The organism is Streptomyces rectiverticillatus (assembly GCF_013394065.1).
GTDB lineage: Bacteria > Actinomycetota > Actinomycetes > Streptomycetales > Streptomycetaceae > Streptomyces > Streptomyces rectiverticillatus.
The window spans coordinates 5,860,438-5,877,346 of record NZ_CP040752.1 but is presented as its reverse complement, the minus strand read 5'-3'; the positions used below and the strand labels follow the sequence as shown (position 1 = coordinate 5,877,346).

At 69.6% G+C, this 16,909-nt stretch carries 8 protein-coding genes; 2 read left to right on the top strand and 6 right to left on the bottom strand.

The window, feature by feature from the left end; genetic code table 11:
• Positions 1-160 precede the first annotated feature (160 nt).
• Both FGW37_RS25550 and FGW37_RS25545 read left to right on the top strand, forming a co-directional pair.
• Positions 161-5,398, top strand: coding sequence for a caspase family protein (locus FGW37_RS25550; protein WP_246430554.1), 5,238 nt, complete (start codon positions 161-163; stop codon positions 5,396-5,398).
• Positions 5,395-6,243 carry a hypothetical protein gene (locus FGW37_RS25545; RefSeq protein ID WP_179083188.1) on the top strand — a complete coding sequence of 283 codons (849 nt, stop codon included), beginning with the start codon at positions 5,395-5,397 and terminating at the stop codon, positions 6,241-6,243. The genes FGW37_RS25550 and FGW37_RS25545 overlap by 4 nt, the downstream gene beginning before the upstream one ends.
• 167 nt (positions 6,244-6,410) lie before the next feature.
• Here the strand turns inward: FGW37_RS25545 and FGW37_RS25540 are convergent, their stop codons facing one another.
• The 6 genes from FGW37_RS25540 to mgtA all read right to left on the bottom strand — a co-directional run bounded on the left by FGW37_RS25540 (position 6,411) and on the right by mgtA (position 16,730).
• Complete coding sequence (locus FGW37_RS25540; protein WP_179084907.1) at positions 6,411-9,230, bottom strand: NHLP bacteriocin export ABC transporter permease/ATPase subunit; 2,820 nt, start codon at positions 9,228-9,230, stop codon at positions 6,411-6,413.
• Positions 9,231-9,348: 118 nt separating this feature from the next.
• Positions 9,349-11,466: an NHLP family bacteriocin export ABC transporter peptidase/permease/ATPase subunit gene (locus FGW37_RS25535; RefSeq protein WP_246430857.1), complete on the bottom strand. Its 2,118-nt coding sequence runs from the start codon at positions 11,464-11,466 to the stop codon at positions 9,349-9,351.
• A 119-nt stretch (positions 11,467-11,585) separates the two neighbouring features.
• A complete protein-coding gene (locus FGW37_RS25530) occupies positions 11,586-12,392 on the bottom strand; it encodes an HlyD family efflux transporter periplasmic adaptor subunit (protein WP_179083187.1) in 807 nt (268 codons plus the stop codon).
• 116 nt (positions 12,393-12,508) lie between these two features.
• A complete protein-coding gene (locus FGW37_RS25525) occupies positions 12,509-12,727 on the bottom strand; it encodes a hypothetical protein (RefSeq protein ID WP_058042404.1) in 219 nt (72 codons plus the stop codon).
• Between the two features lie 436 nt (positions 12,728-13,163).
• Complete coding sequence (locus FGW37_RS25520) at positions 13,164-13,958, bottom strand: MgtC/SapB family protein (RefSeq protein ID WP_246430553.1); 795 nt, start codon at positions 13,956-13,958, stop codon at positions 13,164-13,166.
• 36 nt (positions 13,959-13,994) lie between these two features.
• Positions 13,995-16,730, bottom strand: coding sequence for a magnesium-translocating P-type ATPase (mgtA, locus tag FGW37_RS25515; protein ID WP_179083186.1), 2,736 nt, complete (start codon positions 16,728-16,730; stop codon positions 13,995-13,997).
• Positions 16,731-16,909 lie beyond the last annotated feature (179 nt).

The window sequence follows — 16,909 nt, the reverse complement described above, 5'->3', positions numbered from 1 at the left end:
CACCTCTCGTGCGGGCGGCACCACCCTGCGGGCCCCGACCTCACCGATGGAGCCGCTCAATCACCAGGCCGAGTCACCGAGGTTCTGCGCATCGAGTGATGAACCCACTGTTGACTAGGTAGAGTTCGGGACCACTGGATCCGCGATGTCGGGTGGTGGGGTGGGCAGGAAATTCTTCATCGCCTTAGGGAGTGGCAAGTACTGCCACCTTCCGAAGGAAGAACAACTGGCTTCTGTCCCTACGGATGTGCGGGCAACAACCGAACTGTTCCAGGACTTCGGCTACGAGCTGGCGCTCCCAGGGTTGGGAGACTACGAAAGTGCCGACCAGGTACGTCGCAAGCTGACCCATTGGTCGTCCGACGTAGACCTGGCGGCTGATGACGTCGTCGTCATGTACTTCGCAGGTCACGGGTCCGTGGAGGAACGAGACCGGCACTACTTGCTCTGCTGGGACTCGCTGGAGGACGATCTCGTCTCCAGCGCCCTTGCAACCGAGGACCTGGTCCGCATCCTCTGTCGCGGGGAACTACGCCACCTGCTGCTGATCCTCGACACATGCTCGGCAGGGGTCGGAAACGCAGACGCCGCTGCGGTCGCGCTGCAAACGATCGCCTACCGGACCACCTCCGACCGAGCGTCCACCGGCCTGTGGTTCCTGGGCTCGGCCCGGCACAAGGACATCGCAGAGGACGGCCAGTTCGTCACGGCTCTGGTCAAAGCTGTCGAAACGACCGCAGAAAGAACCGGGCAACGCCAGCAGTACCTGGATCTCACCGAACTCGTCAAAGCGATCAACGAACAGTTCGACGCCGTGGGCACCGGCCAGCGTGCCGAGTTGGCCAGCAGCCTCGTGACCGGTCTGGCACCGTTCCTGGCCAACTCGAACTACCGGGATGAACTGCCGCCTTTGGGCTCCGATCTCCAGGTCCAGCGACGGGTGGCCGATCGTGACCTGAACGAACACTTCGGTCCTCGATCAAGGGGAGTGGAGTTCGAGTCCGAACAGGGCCTGTACTTCAGCGGCCGGATCCAGGTGTTGTCCGAACTGGTGGAGTGGCTCACCTCTGCCCGGGGCGACGGGCACGGCAGAGTGGTAACCGGCAGCCCAGGCTGCGGAAAGTCGGCGGTGCTCGGACGAATCGTCGCCCTTTCGGACACCGCGTACCGATCGCGTCTGGATCTCTACGATGTCGTCCCGTCGACCGTGCCTCCTGCAGGATGCGTGTCGGCCGCTGTCCATGCCCGGCATAAGCGGCTGGAGGAGGTGGTCGAACGCATCGCCATTGCACTGGACACCCAAACTGACGGCCCCGCAGCCCTGCTGCAGGAGCTGACCCGGCGTGGTCGTCAGGGGCCACCCATCATCGTCGTCGTGGACGCCGTGGACGAGGCCGGGTCGGATACCGCAGCAGACGCCGGCGGTCACGGAGAGCCTCGTCGAATCACGCGCGAGCTACTGCGCCCCATGTCGGAGATTCCCGGCGTGCGCCTACTAGTGGGCGCACGCCACGAACTTGTGGGGCCGCTGGGCCACACGTTCACAATTATGGACCTAGATCAGCACAGCTATCGGGCGACGCAGGAGGACGTGTCCGGCTACGTAGCGAGAGTGCTGCTCGCCGACGACGAACCTGACATTCCGACGCCCTACCGAGGGCAGGCCGACCGCGCCCGTACGGTCGCTTGCGCCGTAGCAGAAAAGGCGGCCGGCGTCTACCTCTACGCAAGAACTACGGCGCGCACTCTGCGCTCCGACAGGTCCCCCGTTGACACCAACCGCCTCGGATGGGCGGATGACTTGCCCAGTGAGATCGGCGAAGCCTTCGACGACTATCTGGCCCGCTTCGGCCCGGACGAGCTCCGAGTGCGCCGCATGCTACTCGCGCTGGCCTTCTCCGAGGGTAAGGGGCTGCCTCGAGGCCGGGTGTGGACCACGCTCAGCTCCGTGATCTCGGGGGTTCCCTGCACTGAAGCAGACGTGACCTGGGCGCTGGATGTGGCGGAAGCCTATGTTGCCGAGGTCATTGACGATGACCAAAGGTCTGCATACCGCCTATACCACAAAGCCCTTGCCGAGCATCTACGCGCCACCTCAGACCGGACGGCCGAGCAAGTCCAGAGGTTGATCGTTCGGGCCCTGCAGTCGCTGGTCACCAAGCCACGCGACGGCCCACCGGACTGGTTCGGCGCCGTCGGTTACGTCCGACGGCATCTGGCGACTCACGCAGCCGCCGGTGGGGTGCTGTCCGAGCTGGTGGAGGATCCGGGCTTCCTGCTGGCCAGTGATCCACGCTCGCTATTGACCGCCTTCGCCTCCATCGAGGGCGACACTGCACGGTGGATCCGTAGTGCATACGAGCAGGTGGCGCATCGGCTGACCCCGGAGCGACCACTCGGTGACCGAGCTGCGGAACTACAGCTCTCGGCGCGCCGGTGCGAGGCCGATCTGCTGGCGGACAGCATCGAAAACCTCTCCCTGGAGCGCCCCTGGGCTGCGAACTGGGCCTGGTGGTCGACAAGTGGCGTCCACCGGCTACTCGCCGGTCACACCAGGACCGTGAGCTGTGTCGCCGTCGGCTCGTTAGATGGTCGGCCGATCACGGTGACCGGCAGTATCGACGGTACGGCACGGATCTGGGACCTGACCGCTCAGCAACAGATCGGCGATCCGATGTACGTCGGCATCGCTGTGAGCGCCGTGGCTATCGGTGATCTGGGCGACTACACCGTGGCTTTCACCGGCGGTGAGGACGGCACGGTCACGGTCTGGGACCTGTCGGCCGGCCAAGAATACGGAGCGCCTCTTCGCGGGCACACCAACCGAGTGGCCAGTATCGCGGTGGGGGCCCTCCACGGTCATCCGGTCGTACTCTCCGCCAGCGCGGACGGAACCGCGCGGTTGTGGGACCTCCAGGACCGGCGCCAGTTGGGTGGCGAACTGACCGAGCACCGTCGTTCCGTACTTGCGGCCTGCCTCGGTGAACTCGACGGAAGGCCGATCGCCGTCACCGGCGGGGACGACAAGGCCGTGTACATCTGGGACCTGTCAGAGGTGGTGAAGGGCGGGAACGCCCGCGTGGACGGCAGTCCGCTCATCGGCCCTGCGATGGGCGTATCCGCAGTGTGCGTCAGCGAAGTCGACGGTCGGACCATCGCCCTGGTGGGCGACCAGGCAGGAATGCTCAGCCGTTGGGACCTGCATGACCGCCGTCAGGTCGGGGAGCCGGTCAGCGCGCACGTCTACTACAACCGAAGTGGTGTGGCCTCGGCCACCGCCGGCCGCTTGGGAGGTCGCCCAGTGGCAGTCACGTGCGGGCGTATGGAGGCACGGGTGTGGGACATCCGAACCCTTCAACAGCTCGGGCCGCCTCTGCGCGGTCACGTCGACGACATCACAGCAGCGGCGCTGTTCGATGAGGGGGATGTCGCCCTCACCGTGACGGTGAGCGAGGATAGGACAGCACGGATCTGGGACCTGACGGCGGACCAACCCGCGGAAGGCCACGCCAGACCGGTCCTGACGACGGCCTACCACTCGTACCGGGGCCAAGACCTCGCCGTCACCGGGGGTGAAGACGGATCCGCTCGTCTGTGGGACATGGCCACCGGCCAGGAGTGCGGTTCCCCGCTCGAAGGCCACACCGGCCAGGTCCTGGCTGTCGCAGCAAGCGAGGTGGGCGGTTCACTCATCGTGGCCACCGGCGGGTCAGACACCACCGTTCGATTGTGGGAACCGCTCCGCGCCGGAGCGCTGTTCGACCCGCTGCTCGGGCACACCAATGCGGTGCGTTGCGCCGCCTTCGGCGAGCTCGACGGACGGTCCATCCTGCTCACTGGCAGCGACGACGGAACAGTACGCCTCTGGGACACGCGGGACGGCAGCGAGCTCTGTCCGCCCCTGGCTGGACACATCGGAGGCATCCGGTACCTAGCGGTCCGAAGCGGCGGACAAACGCTCGAGGTCGCCCTCTGCACCTCGTTGTCCCACGGGTACTTGTGGCGCATAGGCTCAGGTCCTGACCGCCCTGTGACAGCGCTCCATGCCCATTTTGACGCGTCTGCCATCACGTCCGCCGCCCGGACTGTAGGAGTCGGATTCCATCAGGGGCGCCCCGTCGTTGTTGTGATCCTGGACGGAAACGCCGCCCACGCCCTGGACATGGAGACCTCCGCCGCCATCGGCGGACCCTATTTCGGCCACACCGGTTTCGTCGCTGCGGCCGCACTCGGCCACATCGGCAACAGGACACTCCTGACCACAACCTCGTACGACAACACTGTGCGCGTGTGGGACCTGGTGTCCGGTGCCGAGGAAGGTTCACCCCTGGAAGGTTGCACGAACCTCTCGCCGGGCTCGCAGGCTCCTCCTACCCTCGGCCGGATCGGAGACGTCCCGGTACTGATCGCCGTCGGCTCCCGACACGTCCGCCTATGGGATTTGACCAAGATGCAACCGCTGGGCGAACCCCTGTACGGCCTCGAACGACACCTTCTCTCGGCCGACATCGCACGGGCTCCCGACGACCGTGCCGTCGTTGTAACGGGAAGTATCGACGGCGCCGTACGCGTCCACGACCTGGACAGCGGCAGGCAGGTTGCCGCCCATCTGACCTCCGGGGTCTCAGCAATCTTCGGCGTTGCTACGGAGCCCCTCGATGGCGACATGGTCGTGGTCCGCAGTAGCTGGACCGACGTCGACGTCTGGAGTGTCAGCACACGTCGTAGGCTGGCAAAACGAGCCGGTTACGCGCAGCTCGCCCGCATCAGTGTGGTCGAAGGGCGGCCCGTCGTCATCGCCGTGGGAGGGGACTACACCCTCCATGCCTGGGATCTCGCCACGCAGGCCCCCACATGTCCGCCGATGTCCGGCCACACGGCCTCGGTCAGCGCTTTGCGGGCCGGGCAGGTATGCGGCATGTCAATCGTGGCGAGCGCCTCACTCGACGGATCCGTGCGCCTTTGGGACCTCCGGACGGGCCGACCCCACCGGCAGGTCAGAACCGGCTATGAGAGGGGGGCGACCGCCCTTGACCTTGCGGTAATCGGTGGGTGCGACCACCTGGTGATCGGGGCTGGCGACGGCCGGGTCAGCATTGAGCCGCTGAACGATCACACTCCGGCCGGCACCGAGCTGGACCGGTTCCCGGCACCTGTGCGACGCGTAAGGGTCGCCAGCATGGGCGGCACCCCGACCCTCGTCGCTGCCGACCAGTACGGTCTGGTACGCGTCTGGGACCTCGAAGTACGAGCTCTCCGAGCGGAGATCAATGTGGGAAGCGGGATTAACGGCGTCGCAGTCGACGAGGCCGGGCGCATCTGTGTCGCGACCGACATGGGATTGGCAGCCCTCCGGCTCAACCTCGCCGCCCCAACGAAGCAGGAGGATTCCCGTTGACCCGTGTTGTCCTCGTCCATGGCATCGCACAGCAGCTGAAGGGGCCCGAAACGGTTGCCGGTGCCTGGCTCCCGGCCCTCAACGACGGCCTCGCCATCTCAGGTTCCAAAACGCTGCCGCGTGACGACGTCTCGGTCGCCTTCTACGGCGATCTTTTCCGCCGCCCCGGTCACCGCGGCCTGGGTGAGCCGCCCCTGGACGCTTCCGATATGGAATCCGGGCTCGAGCACGAGCTGCTCCTCTCATGGTGGCAGGCAGCGGCGGGAGCGGAGGCTGGTGTGCCCGGCCCGGATGCCCCCGCTCGGGTGAGGACGCCCCGCGTCATCCAGCGGGCACTCCACGCGCTCAGCCACTCATCCTTCTTCGCCCGCCTCTCCGAGGGCGCAATGATCGGCAGTGCCCGCCAGGTCCGGCGCTACTTCACCGAAGCAGGGATCCGACACGCGGCCGAAGAGCGACTCACACGTGCTGTGACGGTCGAGACAACCACCATCGTCGCTCATTCCCTCGGCAGCGTGGTCGCCTACGAGACGTTGTGCGCCCACCCGCATTGGCAAGACCTCACACTGATCACGCTCGGATCGCCCCTCGCTGTGCGTGGCCTCGTGTTCGACCGGCTCCATCCCGTCCCACACGGCGGGACGGCCCGTTGGCCACTCCCTGTGAAGCGCTGGATCAACATCGCCGACCACGGGGATGCCGTGGCGCTGGTCAAGGAGCTCGCGCCCCGGTTCGGCTCCCGTATCCAGGACCTGACGGTCGACAACGGCGCCCATGTCCATGACGTACGCCCCTACCTGACCGCCCGTGAAACCGGTCTCGTTCTCGCGGAGGCGCTTGCCTAGCCTTTCGATGCCGCCGTCTCGGGTCGAGGCATGTCCTCTTAGTGGGCCTCCTTCGCCGCCGGCCGGGCGGTGAAGGGACGGCGGAAGGGGGCTGGCCATTCACAACGAATCATCTGTTGCACCGGGCAGGACCGCTGTTGACCGGATCGGTCATGGAGCCGCCCGGGTCAGCCGAGCTGGCGTCTGGCCAGTTCGTGGAAGAGGCCTGTTTTGTCGGCCAGGAGGGTGGCGGGTGGGCCCTGTTGGGTTGTGCGGCCTTCCGACATGACGATGACGCGGTCGGCGTCCATGACCGTGGACAGGCGGTGGGCGATCACGATGCGCGTGGCCCGTAGGGCGCGGGTGGATTCGATGATCACGCGCTGGGCCTCGTTGTCCAGTGCGCTCGTGGCCTCGTCCAGGAAGAGGACGCGGGGCTTGCGGATGAGGGCTTGGGCGATCATGAGGCGCTGGCGCTGGCCGCCGGAGACGGTGCCGCCGCCGTCGGAGAGCATGGTGTGCATGCCCATGGGCATCGCCTTGATGTCCTCGGCGAGGCCTGCCATCGCCGCGGCCTCCCACGCCTCTTCCAGGGTGAAGTCGCCGGCGCCGCGGATGCAGTCGAGGATCGAGCCCGAGAAGGGCTGGGCGTGCTGGAGGACGACGCCGCACTGGCGGCGGACCGCCGGACGGTCGAGGGCGGCGAGGTCCTGGCCGTCGTAGAGGACGCTGCCGGAGGCCGGTTTATCGAAGCCTATGAGCAGGCGCAGCAGGGTTGACTTGCCGCAGCCGCTGGCGCCGACGATCGCGACGAACTCCCCCGGCCGTACCTGGAACGACACGTCGTCGAGGACGAGCGGGCCGTCCGCGCTGTAGCGGTAGGACAGGCCCTTGGCTGCTATGGCGCCGCTCAGTTCGCCCGGCGGGGCGCTTGCGCCGCGGACCTCCACCTCGGCCCGGAGGATCGGCCTGACCTGTTCGAACATCGGCTGGACGGCGGCGGCCGACAGGAGGGCGCCGGTCAGCTGGGTCACGGAGGACAGCAGCATCGTCACGGCGGTGCTGAAGGTGAGGAAGTCCCCCGCGGACATGCTGCCCCGGGCCGGGCCCGCCAGGAGCATGAACATCACGAGCGTGCACAGGGGCAGGCAGACGGCGTTGAGCACCGTGACGACGTTCTTGAGCCGGCCGATGCGCTGCTGCAGGTCGCGCGTGCGGGCGAACTCCCGTGCCCAGGCGGCGTAGGCGAAGCTCTCGGCCGCGGCCACGCGCAGCTTCGGCAGTCCGCGCAGGGTCTGGAACGCCTGGTTGTTGAGCTTGTTGCTCAGCTTGATCAGCTGCCGCTGCCAGCGCAGCTGCCACAGCCCCAGGCCCAGGAAGACCGCCGCGATGACGGTGAGCATGGCGACGGCGGCCAGCGCCAGCGGCACGCTGTAGACGAGCAGCAGGACGAGGTTCATGGTGCCGACGGTGGCCGCCTGCAGGACGACCGGGCCGATGCCGGACAGCGTCCGGCGGACGGCGCTGATGCCCATGGCGGCACCGGCCAGTTCGCCGGTGGAGCGGCCGGTGAAGAACGTCGTCGGCAGCCGCAGCAGCCGGTCCCAGACGGCCGGCTGCAAGCTGGCCTCGATGCGGCCCTCCATGCGCAGGACGGAGAGGTTCTGCAGCAGCATGAAGACCGCCGAAACGACGCTCGTGACGACGAGCGCCAGGGCGGTCTGCACGATGAGGCCGGTCTCGGCGGCGGGTACGTACGTGCCGAGCACCCGCCCCGTGGCGACGGGCACGAGTGCGCCCAGGCCGACGGCGACCAGGCCGCCCAGCAGGATGCCGCGCAGGTCCCTGCCGGTACCGCGCACGCTGAAGCGCACCAGCCCCAGCGGCCCCAACGGCACGTCCGGCAGGGGGCGGTAGAACATCACGGCCCGCGGCTCGAAGGAGGACTCGGCGTCCTTCCCCACGCGCTCCCGCGTGCCGGTCGCCGGGTCGACCGCCTCGTAGCGGCCGCGCCGCCACAGCAGGGCGACCGGTGCCCCGTCCGCCGCGCGCCGGGCCACCAGGGGCCCGCTGTCCTCCTGCCACCAGCGGCCGCTCAGCCTGACGGTACGGGTGCGGATCCGTGAGGCGAGCGCGATGCGTTCGACGGGGTCCGCCCGGCCCGGCGAGGCCGCGCCGGGCTCGGACAGGGCGATGCCCGCCGCCCCGGCCACCAGCCGGCACACCTCGAACGTCGCGCCGTCGTCGCCGCCCGCACGCCCTGCGCGGGACCTCTTGCCGGAGCGGTCGATGGAGGCGAGCAGCGCCCGGTCCGCCTGGGTGCGGGCGGCCTCGCCCGCCTCGATGCCGGCGGCCGTACGGTCCTCGTGGGCGCGCTCCAGCTGCTCGATCCAGCGGTCGAGGGCGTACAGCAGGCGGTACTGCTGGTCGACCATGCCCTGCCACATCGCCGTGTCGACGAGGAGGCTCCCCGCGGCGTACCCCTCGTACGCGGCGCCGTACTGCACGCTGCCCGGGGCGATCTGCATCCACAACACGTCGTCGTCGGCACCGCTGCGCCCGGCGCCGGTCCTGTTGTTCTCCAGCTTGTTCTCCAGCTTGTTCTCCAGCGGCGCCTGGTACAGCACGTGCAGGCCGCGGCCGACGCCGAGGGCGAAGGCGTCCTCCAAGGGGCTCAGCGTCGCTTCGGGAGTGCCATACGTGCCGTAGGCCCCATACGTGCTGCCGTACCCCTGGTCGCCGTACGCGTACAGCTCGCCCAGTTCGATGCGGCGCAGCCGGCAGCCCTGCCGGGGGCGGCCGGTCAGCGTGTGTGCGGGGCCTTCCGCCGGGCCCAGCAGCAGCGTGCCCGGCTCCAGCCGGCCCAGGAAGTGCCAGTGGCCCGCCTGCGCGACGTCGACGGCGAACAGGTCCAGCTCGCCGTCCTCGACGAGCCACAGCACGTGCGGGCCCTCCAGCGGCAGGCTGCGCAGGCCGGTGCAGTCGACGGGAGTCCCGAGCCCGCCCATGGCGGCCACCACGGGATCGGCGACGACCGGGGCCTGGTACGGATACGGATGCTGATGCGGATCCGGATGCGGATACGGATGCTGATGCTGATGCGGATACGGATGCGGAGTCGTCACCTCAGTGCTCCTTGACCAGTTCCGCGTACGCGCCCTGCGCGGCCACCAGGTGCTCGTGCCGCCCGCGTTCGACGACCGTGCCCCGGTCGAGCACGACGATCTCGTCGCTGTCGCGCACGGTGCTCAGCCGGTGGGCGATGACGACGCAGGCGCAGCCGCGGCGCCGCAGGTTGTCCATGACGGTCTGCTCGGTGACCGCGTCCAGGGCGCTGGTCACCTCGTCCAGGACCATCACGCTGGGGCGGCGCACCAGCGCCCGGGCGATCTCCAGGCGCTGGCGCTGGCCGCCGGAGAAGTTGCGGCCGTCCTGCTCGACGCGGCTGTGGATGCCGCCGGGGCGGCGCGCGACGACGTCGTACACGGCGGCGTCCTCCAGGGCGGCGACGACGGCCTCGTCCGGGATCGACGGGTCCCACAGGGCGACGTTGTCGCGCACGGTGCCTTCGAAGAGGAAGACGTCCTGGTCGACGAAGGCGACGGAGGCGGCCAGCGCGCCGCGCGGGATGTCCTCCAGCCGCATCCCGTCGATACGGATGGCGCCTTCCCAGGGGGCGTAGAGGCCGGATATGAGCCGGGAGACGGTGGATTTGCCGCTGCCGGAGCCGCCGACGAGCGCGATCTGCTGCCCGGGGCCGACCGAGAGCGAGAAGTCCTTCAGCAGCGGGGCGTCGAGGGGGCTGTAGCCGAAGGTGACGTTCTCCAGCTCCACGTGGCCCTTGAGGCGGCGGGTGCCTGCGGGTGCCTCGCGCCGCGAGTAGACCGGGTCGGCGGGGAAGTTCTCGACGTCCTTGAGGCGGGCTACGTCGGCCGCGAAGTCCTGGATCCGCCCGGCGACGCCGTTGAGGCGCGTGATCGGCGCGGTGAAGCCGGTGATCAGGGCCTGGAAGGCGACGAGCAGGCCGACGGAGAGGTGACCTTCCACCGCCCGCACGCCGCCGATCATCAGGATCAGGGCGCTGTTGAGCGCGGCCAGCGCCGGTGCGACGACCGCCAGCCACGCGCTGGGCACGCCGAGCCGCTGCTGCACGTCGAGCGTGACCGCGTGCTGCCCGGCCCAGCGGCGGAAGAAGCCGTTCTCGCCGCCGGTGGCCTTCATCGTCTCGATGAGGGTCAGGCCGCTGTAGGAGGTGTTGGTGAGCCGGGCGCTCTCGGCGCGCAGCTTCTGTGTCCCGGTGGCCCGCACGCGGACCACGATGCGCATGGCCACGACGTTGAGCAGCGCCATCAGCACGCCGACGACGGTGAGCTGCGGGTCGTAGGTCCACAGCAGCACCGCGTAGAGCAGCACGACGACCGCGTCCACGCCGGCCGCGGCGAGGTCGCGCGCCAGGGTCTCGGCGACCGCGTCGTTGGACTGCAGGCGCTGGACGAGGTCGGCGGGGTTGCGCTGGGAGTAGAAGGTGACCGGGAGGCGGAGCAGGTGCCGCAGGAAGCGGGCGCTGCCCAGGGTGGAGGAGATGATGCGCCCGCGCAGCAGGTTGGCCTGCTGCAGTGCGGTGAGCGTCGCGGTGAGTACCAGGGCGGCGGCCATGGACGCGAAGAGCACGCCCAGCAGGGACGTCCTGCCGCCGATCAGGAACGTGTCGATGTACGTGCGGCTGAGCGCGGGCACCGCCGCGCCGACGACCACCAGCAGGAGGCTGGAGATCACGGCGGCGAGCAGGGTGCCGGAGGTGCCGCGCAGGCGGGCGGGCAGGGCGCCGGTGACGCCCGGCCTGCGGCCGGTGCGGCGGAAGTCGTCGCCGGGTTCGAAGGTGAGGACGACGCCGGTGAAGGCGTCGTCGAACTCGTCCATGGGGACGAACCGCCGGCCCTTGGCGGGGTCGTTGACGTACACGCCCCGGCGGCCGAAGCGGCGGCCCGTGCCGTCGTAGACGACGTAGTGGTTGAACTCCCAGAAGAGGACGGCCGGCGGGCGCACCCCGGCGAGCGCGCCGACGTCCATCTGCATGCCCTTGGCCTTCAGCCCGTGGCTGCGGGCGGCCTTGAGGAGGTTGCTCGCGCGGGAGCCGTCGCGCGAGACGCCGCACGCGATGCGCAGCTCCTCCAGGGGGACGAAGCGGCCGTAGTGGCCGAGCACCATGGCCAGCGCGGCGGCGCCGCACTCCACCGCCTCCATCTGCAGCACGGTGGGGGTGCGGACGGGCCGGGGCGTCCGGCCCCGGGGGGCGGGGGCGGGCGCGCGGCGGCGCGGAGCGGTCACGTCGGGTGCGGGCGCGCGGCGGCGGCGCGAGGCGGTCACGGCAGCAGCCAGTCGACGGGCCGCTGGTCGGCGAGGTGGACGGCGCCGGTGACCGGCGTCGTGGAGTCCACGGCGTACGGGGGGCCGTCGGACGAGGACCAGCGGTAGCCGGACCGGGCCGCGGGCGAGCGCTCCAGCCGCACGAGCACGGCGACGGGGTTGCCCTGCCGGGTGAACTGTGCGGCGAGCCGGCCGTCACCGAGGAAGCCGCCGATCTGCGCCGGGGTCTGGGGGGCGCGGCCGACGGCCTGGACGCGGCCGCGCAGCACGCCGAACTTCTCCCGGGGGACGGACTGGACGCTCAGGTCGACCAGGGCGCCCACGGGGATGGCGCCGCCGCTCCCGCCGGGCACGTACAGCATGGCCACCAGCGGCTCGTCGGGGTTCGTCACCTTTTCCACGGTCGCGACGTCCGCACCGGTCGTGACGACGGCGCCCGTCTTGGCGACGAGCGTCGTCACCCGCCCGCCGGCCACGACGCGCACGGTCCGCTCGCCCCGGTCCGTGCTGATGTGCAGCAGCGGGGCGCCCGGCGCCAGCAGCTGCCCCTCGCGCGCGAGGACTCCGGTGACCTGCCCCGCGTACGGGCTCTGCAGCAGATAGCTGCCCTCGGCCCGGGTGAGAACGCCGGGTGCGCTCACCCTGGACGACACCGTTCCGGTGAACGCCCAGAAAGCCGCCGCAGCGACGGCGGCGACCGTGACGGCCAGCACGAGCCGGCCCTGCGGGCGTGCGAATCGTACGGGCAGATCGAGCTCTTCGGGCGATTGCAGCTTGGAAAGCGCCTGCTGGCGGAACTGCACGGACTATTCCTTCTACTGCAGCGGTGACTCGGGTGCTGAAATACGCGGCGGAAATACGGGCAGCCGTGAACCCCGGAACAGGGGAGAAGTTCCGGGATTCACGGGTGGCGGTTTTCTCAGAGACCGGCGACGCCGGCGCGCACGCCGACGATGCCCTCGACCTGACCGGCCGCGCCCGGCACGGCCTGGACCGTCTGCAGCGAGGTCACGGTGCCCAGCACGTTGTGAACGTCGCCGGTCACGGCGCCGAGCAGGCCGCCGGAGATGCTCACACCGCCGGAAACGGCGTCCAGCTCGGCGTCGGCGATCTCACGGGTCTCGAGGTTGTCACGCATTATGGCGCACCCTTCTTTTGTCTGAATGTTTCTCAATTGACCGCGTCGGCCCGGCCGGAACCGGCCACCGTTCAAAGAGCCGTCGCGGTGCCGCAGATATAAGCACGCGAACGGGTGACACGGCCAACCGCATTGACGTCCGGAAGCCCTTTCCGAAGGTGCGCTTTCAGATTCCTTCGCCGGATCATCACAAGTTCTTCACAAGATCGAGTAACAGATACACGGACCCCGCGATCCGCGCGGAACATAAATGGACACACGCCCACCAAGCGCGTCGGGCATAACCGGCATATCCAGGGCCGGTGAACGGGGGCTACCGCCGGTACCCGGAGATTGTGGAGATTTTCCGGAGCGACGTTCGGTGACGGGACCGGCACGTCAGGTGCGGGCCGCAGCGCTTGCGGTCCTTCCCGTGACCGGCCGTCCGGGCCCGTCGTCACCTCCCCGTGAAGAAGTCCCGCACCCGGCGCCGGCCCCGGCGCTCCGCCGTGTAGTCGTCGTCCGCGTCGTCGTCGGGACCCTGCAGGACGGTCCAGCTGACGGCCGAGACCGCCGGTTCCAGGGAGAGGCGGCTGACGGCCTCCTCCAGGAGGCTGTCGTCGCGGCGCTCCGTGGTGAGGTCGGCCGACACCATCACCTTGCCGGGGGCCTCCGCGTCCGCGCTGTAGACCGAGCGCAGCCGGAAGCCGGGGCGGGCGACGGCCTGGACGATGAGGGTGCGGACGTGGGCCTCCTCGGGCTCGGTGCACACGACCTCGAAGTGGTAGTCGGTGGCCACTTCCGCGCCGCCGTGCGGCCCCCGGTCCAGGCCGCGCGCCAGCGGCCTCAGCAGGGTGTTGGCACCGACCACGCCCACGGTGCCGAGCGCGGCCACCACGTACAGCCCGGTCCCGGCGAGGGCGCCGACGGCGGCCGAACACCACAGGGTCGCCGCGGTGTTGAGGCCGCGCACGCTCAGCCCGTCGCGCATGATGACGCCCGCGCCGAGGAAGCCGATGCCGGAGACGATCTGCGCGGCGACGCGGGAGCCGTCGTAGCCGGTGGTGCTGGTGGCGGAGGCGAAGCCGTACTGCGAGAGGAGGACGAAGAGGGCGGATCCGGCCGCGACCAGCGCATTGGTGCGCAGACCCGCCATCCGGGCCCGCCACTGGCGCTCCAGTCCGATGATCGCACCGAAGCCCAGGCCGGCCGCGATGTTGGCCGCCATGTGCCACTCGTTGACCACAACCATGATCCACCTTCCTCGTCGGGTATCTCTATCGGCCGGTCACAGCCAGGTGTTGAATCGCCGGATGTACCAGGTCTTGACCGCCTGGGTCAGGGCGCAGTACGCCAGCAGGATCGCGATCAGCCACGGGAAGTAGCCCATCGGCAGCGGCTCCATCGAGAGCGCCGGGGCCAGCGGCGAGAACGGCAGGAAGATGCCGAACGCCATCACCACGGCGGTCATCACCATCACCGGGACCGAGGCCCGGGAGCCGATGAAGGGCACCTTGCGAGTGCGGATCATGTGGACGATGAGGGTCTGGGACAGCAGGCCCTCGATGAACCACCCGGACTGGAACAGCGTCTGACCCGCCTCGCTGTCCGCCCCGAAGACGTGCCACAGCACCAGGAAGGTGGTGATGTCGAAGACGGAGCTGATCGGGCCGATGAAGAGCATGAACCGGGCGATGCCCTTGGCGTCCCACGTGCGCGGCTCGCGCAGGTACTCCGGGTCCATGCGGTCCCAGGGCGTGGCCAGCTGCGAGACGTCGTAGGCGAGGTTCTGCACCAGCAGGTGGATCGCCAGCATCGGCTGGAAGGGGATGAAGGCGCTGGCCACCAGGACAGAGAAGACGTTCCCGAAGTTCGAGCTCGCCGTCATCTTGATGTACTTGATGGTGTTGCCGAAGGTGGTGCGGCCCTGCTCGACGCCCTGCTCCAGGACCGTCAGGTCCTTCTCCAGCAGGATGATGTCGGCCGACTCCTTGGCGATGTCGACGGCCGTGTCGACGGAGATGCCGACGTCGGCATCGCGCAGGGCGGCGGCGTCGTTGATGCCGTCGCCCAGGAAGCCCACCGTGTGTCCCTCGGCCTGGAGCGCCCGGACGATACGGGCCTTCTGCACGGGGTTGGTCTTGGCGAAGACCGTGGTGGCGCGGACCAGGGCGCGCAGCTCCGTCTCGTCCAGGGTGTCGACGACGGCCCCGGTCACGACGGCCCCGACGTCGATGCCGACGTCGGCGCAGACGCGCGCGGCGACGAGCTCGTTGTCGCCGGTGACGACCTTGACGGCGACGCCCTTCTCGGCGAGGGCCTGCAGGGCCGCCGCGGCGTCCGCCTTCGGCGGGTCGAGGAAGGCGAGGAAGCCGACGAGGGTCAGCCCGTCCTCGTCCGCGACGCCGTACGTCTCGCGCTCGGCGGGCAGCGTGCGCGTGGCGACCGCCAGCACGCGCAGCCCCTGCCGGTTGTTGTCCTCGGCGGTACGGGTGACGCGGCGGCGCAGTCCGGCGTCGAGCTCGGTGCGGCGGCCGTCCTCCGTCATGTGGGTGCACAGCGCCAGGACTTCCTCGACGGCGCCCTTGGTGATGAGGACGTGCTCGCCGGAAGCGGGCCCGTCCAGGTCGTTGCGGCTCAGGACCACCGACATGCGGCGGCGGGCGAAGTCGAAGGGGATCTCGTCGACCTTGGTGAAGCGGGCGTCGACGACAACCTCCTCGGCCTCGAGCACGCGGTCGATGACCGCCTGGTCCATGAGGTTGCGCAGCCCGGTCTGGAAGTGGCTGTTGAGGTAGGCGTATTCGAGGACCTCGGCGTCCTCGCGGCCGTGCACGCCGAGGTAGCGGGCGAGGACGATGCGGTCCTCGGTGAGCGTGCCGGTCTTGTCGGTGCACAGCACGTCCATGCCGCCCAGGTTCTGGATGGCGTTCAGGCGCTTGACGACGACCTTGCGGCGCGACATGGCGACGGCGCCGCGCGCGAGGTTGGTGGTGACGACCATCGGCAGCATCTCGGGCGTGAGCCCGACGGCCACGGCGACGGCGAACATGAACGCCTCGTTCCAGTCGCCCTTGGTGAAGCCGTTGACGGCGAACACCAGCGGGACCATCACGAGCATGAAGCGGATCAGCAGGAAGCTGACCTTCTTCACGCCCGCGTCGAAGCTGGTCTCGGGGCGCTCGCCGACGAGGGATCCGGCCATCGACCCGAAGTAGGTGTCCGCACCGGTGGCGACGACCACGCCGGTGGCGGTGCCGGAGGTCACCGAAGTACCCATCAGACAGAGGTTGTCGGCCTCTACGGGATCGGTGGTCGTGGACTGCCCGTAGTCGTGGGTGCGCGTGTCGGCCTTGGCGACCGGCAGCGACTCGCCGGACAGCGCGGCCTGGCCGACCATGAGGTCCTTGGCCGTGAGCAGGCGCAGATCGGCCGGGACGAGGTCGCCCGCGGCCAGGGTCACGACGTCGCCGACGACGACCCGGTCCATCGGGATCTCTACGGTGGCCGGGGCGGCGCCGTGGCCCTCGCGCCGGCGGACGGCCGTGGTCGTGGTGACGAGGGCGCGCAGGGCGGTCGCGGCGCCCGCCGAGCGGTGCTCCTGCCAGAACCGCAGCAGGCCGCTGACCAGCACCATCGCGCCGATGATGGGGATCTTGGGGTCGAAGGGCTCCTCGTCGGCGACCTGCAGCCACTGCACGTACATGATCACCACCAGGACGGCCAGGATCATGATGAAGGGGTTCCGGAAAGCTTTGGCGAGCCGGGCGTACCAGCGGGGGCCGGTGTCGTGCGCGACGACGTTGGCCCCGCCGCGCACGAGCCGCAGCTCGGCGTCGTCCTGGCGCAGGCCGTGGGGGGTGGCGCGGGCGTCCTGCAGGACCTGTGCGGCGGGCCAACCGCTGATCCTGGCCAGCCGGTCGCCGGCGGCGCGGGTGCGCGCCTCCAGCTCGGCGGCCTGACGCTCGCGGCGAGTGCGGCCCGGCGGAGCGAGCTTGCGGGGCGTGAGGGTGGTGTTGGTCATGGCGGAACCTCTCTCCGGGCACGACGGCATGGCGGCATGGCGGCATGGCGGTGCGGCCGGGCCGTGGGCACGGAAAAGTCGGTGGAGATGGGGGTGTACGGGTCGCTACGGCACGTCGCTACGGCTGCCGGAAGGCGGGAAAAAGCCGCACGGGCGACCGAAGGAAAGGCCGGTAAAGG

Excerpts from the sequence above, each read along its gene's own strand:
- FGW37_RS25535 (WP_246430857.1), bottom strand. The coding sequence starts at position 11,466 with ATGGAGGCGGTGGAGTGCGGCGCCGCCGCGCTGGCCATGGTGCTCGGC.
- FGW37_RS25520 (WP_246430553.1), bottom strand. The coding sequence starts at position 13,958 with ATGGTTGTGGTCAACGAGTGGCACATGGCGGCCAACATCGCGGCCGGC.
- mgtA (WP_179083186.1), bottom strand. The coding sequence starts at position 16,730 with ATGACCAACACCACCCTCACGCCCCGCAAGCTCGCTCCGCCGGGCCGC.
- FGW37_RS25525 (WP_058042404.1), bottom strand. The coding sequence starts at position 12,727 with ATGCGTGACAACCTCGAGACCCGTGAGATCGCCGACGCCGAGCTGGAC.
- FGW37_RS25540 (WP_179084907.1), bottom strand. The coding sequence starts at position 9,230 with ATGGGCGGGCTCGGGACTCCCGTCGACTGCACCGGCCTGCGCAGCCTG.